Annotated in this window: 3 protein-coding genes; all 3 read left to right on the top strand. The window is 71.8% G+C overall.

Going from position 1 to position 2,885, the window contains the following annotated elements; translation table 11 throughout:
* Positions 1–529 precede the first annotated feature (529 nt).
* The 3 genes from ACFWBN_RS34895 to nusB are packed head-to-tail and all read left to right on the top strand — an operon-like array spanning position 530 to position 2,693.
* Positions 530–1,636: an aminopeptidase P family protein gene (locus ACFWBN_RS34895; protein WP_385184149.1), complete on the top strand. Its 1,107-nt coding sequence runs from the start codon at positions 530–532 to the stop codon at positions 1,634–1,636.
* 59 nt (positions 1,637–1,695) lie between these two features.
* Positions 1,696–2,262, top strand: a complete 567-nt coding sequence (gene efp / locus ACFWBN_RS34890) for an elongation factor P (RefSeq protein ID WP_385184146.1) — start codon at positions 1,696–1,698, stop codon at positions 2,260–2,262.
* A gap of 2 nt (positions 2,263–2,264) precedes the next feature.
* Positions 2,265–2,693, top strand: a complete 429-nt coding sequence (gene nusB, locus ACFWBN_RS34885; RefSeq protein ID WP_385184143.1) for a transcription antitermination factor NusB — start codon at positions 2,265–2,267, stop codon at positions 2,691–2,693.
* The last annotated feature ends 192 nt before the right edge of the window (positions 2,694–2,885 follow it).

Genomic DNA, 2,885 nt, shown 5'->3' with positions numbered 1-2,885 from the left:
TGTCCGCGGGGTCCCTCCGGGACGTCTCCTCGTCCTCGCGCACCAAGCCCTGTCACGGCGTGCTGCTTTGGTTGCGCGCTCGTCCTGCGGGGACGTCCCTGCGCGCCCCCGCTCCCCCCGCAGGCCCCAGGACCCCGTCCCGGGTGCTGGGGAGTTGATTCGAAGCCGCGCCGGGCGTGGCCGGAGTGGGGCTTGGGGTGGGGACACGCAGGCCCGGGCCCGGTGCGGGGGGAGTCGATTCGAAGCGCGGGCCGGGCGGGGGCGGAGTGGGGGTTGGGGTGGGGACACGCAGGAGGGTCCCCGCAGGACGAGCGCGCAACCTGGGCTTACGCCACGCAGCCGGCCTTCGTGCGCGAGGACGAGGAGACACTCCGGAGGGGCACCGCCCCAACCCCCGCTCCGGCCCCGCCCGAGGGGGACAAACCCAGCCCCGCCGGCGTTTGAGGCGCAAGACCCGCCGAAGCCCCACCGGCCCCGTCCGGACGCGCTCATCAGGCCGGATGCGCGAGGCACTCGTACGCTCGAAGACATGTCAGACGTGTACGCCGCCCGCCGGGACATGCTTCGCGACCGCTGCGCCGCCGCGGGGAACGCCGCCGCACTGATCACGCGTCCGGCGAACGTCCGCTACCTCTCCGGGGCCTCCCCGCTCGGCGCCGTGCTGTTCGTCGGGCCCGTCGAGGACGTGATGTTCTGCGGCACCGCACCCACCGGCGAGGCCGACGAGGGCCGCCTCGACGACCGGCTCCGCGTCTCCGTGCTGGCGAGTGCCGGCGGCGACCCGGCCGTCGCGGCCGGCGACATGGCCGCCTCACTGCGGGCCGAGTCCCTGGCGGTGGAGGAGCACCACCTCACCGTGGCCCGGCACCGGGCCCTGCGCTCCGTGGCACCCAAGCTCCGCCTCTCGGACCTCGGCACCGCCGTCGAACAGCAGCGCCTCGTCAAGGACGAGGAGGAGATCGCCTGCCTCCGCATCGCCGCCGAGATCGCCGACCAGGCCCTCGGCGAGCTGCTGGAGTCCATCCTCGTCGGACGCACCGAACGGCACCTCGCCCTGGAGCTGGAGCGCCGCCTCGTCGACCACGGGGCCGACGGGCCCGCCTTCCCGACCTCCGTGGGCACCGGCCCGCACTCCGGCCGCTCCCGGCACCGGCCCTCCGACCGGCGGGTAGAGGAGGGCGACTTCCTCTCCGTCTGCCTCGGCGCCAACTACCGCGGCTACCGGTGCGAGATCGGCCGCACCTTCGTGATCGGCACCACCCCCGCGGACTGGCAGATCGAGCTGTACGACCTCGTCTTCGCCGCGCAGCGCGCAGGGCGCGAGGCCCTGCTGCCGGGGGCCGCGTACCGGGACGTGGACCACGCCGCGCGCTCCGTACTGGACTCCGCAGGCCACGGCGAAGCCCTCGCTCCGTCGACCGGACACGGCGTCGGCCTCGAAATCGACGAGGACCCGCAGCTTGCACCGACGGCAATGGGTAAACTGGACGCTTGCGTGCCGGTCACCGTCGAACCGGGGGTTCACCTCCCGGGCCGGGGAGGTGTCCGGATCGATGACACGCTCGTCGTACGCCCCGAGGCGGACGGCGGTCCCGAGCTACTCACCATTACGACCAAGGAGCTGCTCGCGCTCTAGTCCGCGTCGCCGGACTGTGCGCGCACCCGTGGTCTTCCAGTGCAGGAGATTCCGCAACCGTGGCTTCCACGAACGACCTCAAGAACGGCATGGTGCTCAAGCTCGAAGGCGGCCAGCTCTGGTCCGTCGTCGAGTTCCAGCACGTCAAGCCCGGCAAGGGCCCGGCCTTCGTGCGCACCAAGCTGAAGAGCGTGATGTCCGGCAAGGTCGTCGACAAGACGTTCAACGCCGGCACGAAGGTCGAGACGGCCACCATCGACCGCCGCGACATGCAGTTCTCGTACATGGACGGCGAGTACTTCGTCTTCATGGACATGGAGACCTACGACCAGCTGATGGTCGACAAGAAGGCTGTCGGCGACGCCGCCAACTTCCTGATCGAGGGCTTCACCGCTTCCGTGGCCCGCCACGAGGGCGAGGTGCTCTACGTCGAGCTGCCGGCCGCCGTCGAGCTGGTCATCCAGCACACCGACCCGGGCGTCCAGGGCGACCGCTCCACCGGCGGCACCAAGCCGGCCACGCTGGAGACGGGCCACGAGATCCAGGTCCCGCTCTTCGTCAACATCGGCGAGAAGGTCAAGGTCGACACCCGCACCAGCGACTACCTCGGCCGGGTGAACAGCTAACCGTGGCTGCCCGGAGCAACGCGCGCAAGCGCGCTTTCCAGATCCTGTTCGAGGCCGACCAGCGCGGGGTGCCCGTGCGCGAGGTCCTCGCGGACTGGATCCGCCACGCCCGGTCGGACGACCGGCAGCCGCCGGTCAGCGCCTTCACGATGGATCTCGTCGAGGGTTACGCCGACAAGGTGAACCGGATCGACGACCTGATCGTCACCTACGCCGTGGACTGGGACCTCGACCGCATGCCGGTCGTGGACCGCAACATCCTGCGGCTCGGTGCCTACGAGCTGATCTGGGTGGACGACACCCCGGACGCCGTGGCCATCGACGAGGCCGTGCAGCTGGCCAAGGAGTTCTCGACGGACGAGTCCCCCTCGTTCGTGAACGGGCTGCTGGCCCGCTTCAAGGACCTGAAGCCGAGCCTGCGCCGCGAGTAGCGAGAAGCCTCAGGCGGTTCGGCGAAACGGAGGGGCGCGCCCCCCCCCACCCGCGGGGCCCCCCGGGTGTGTGGGGTTTAGGCCCCCCCGCCGGCCGCCCCCCCAAACGCGGGGGGGGGGGGGGCCCCCCGGGGCCCGGGGCGGAGCCCCGATCTTTCAGCCGCACACGCCCACCCAGCCCGACCCCACCTT

The organism is Streptomyces sp. NPDC059989, from assembly GCF_042736975.1.
Taxonomy (GTDB): Bacteria; Actinomycetota; Actinomycetes; order Streptomycetales; family Streptomycetaceae; genus Streptomyces.
Note: the sequence above shows the minus strand (reverse complement) of the source record. Positions and strands in the feature narration are given on the sequence as shown.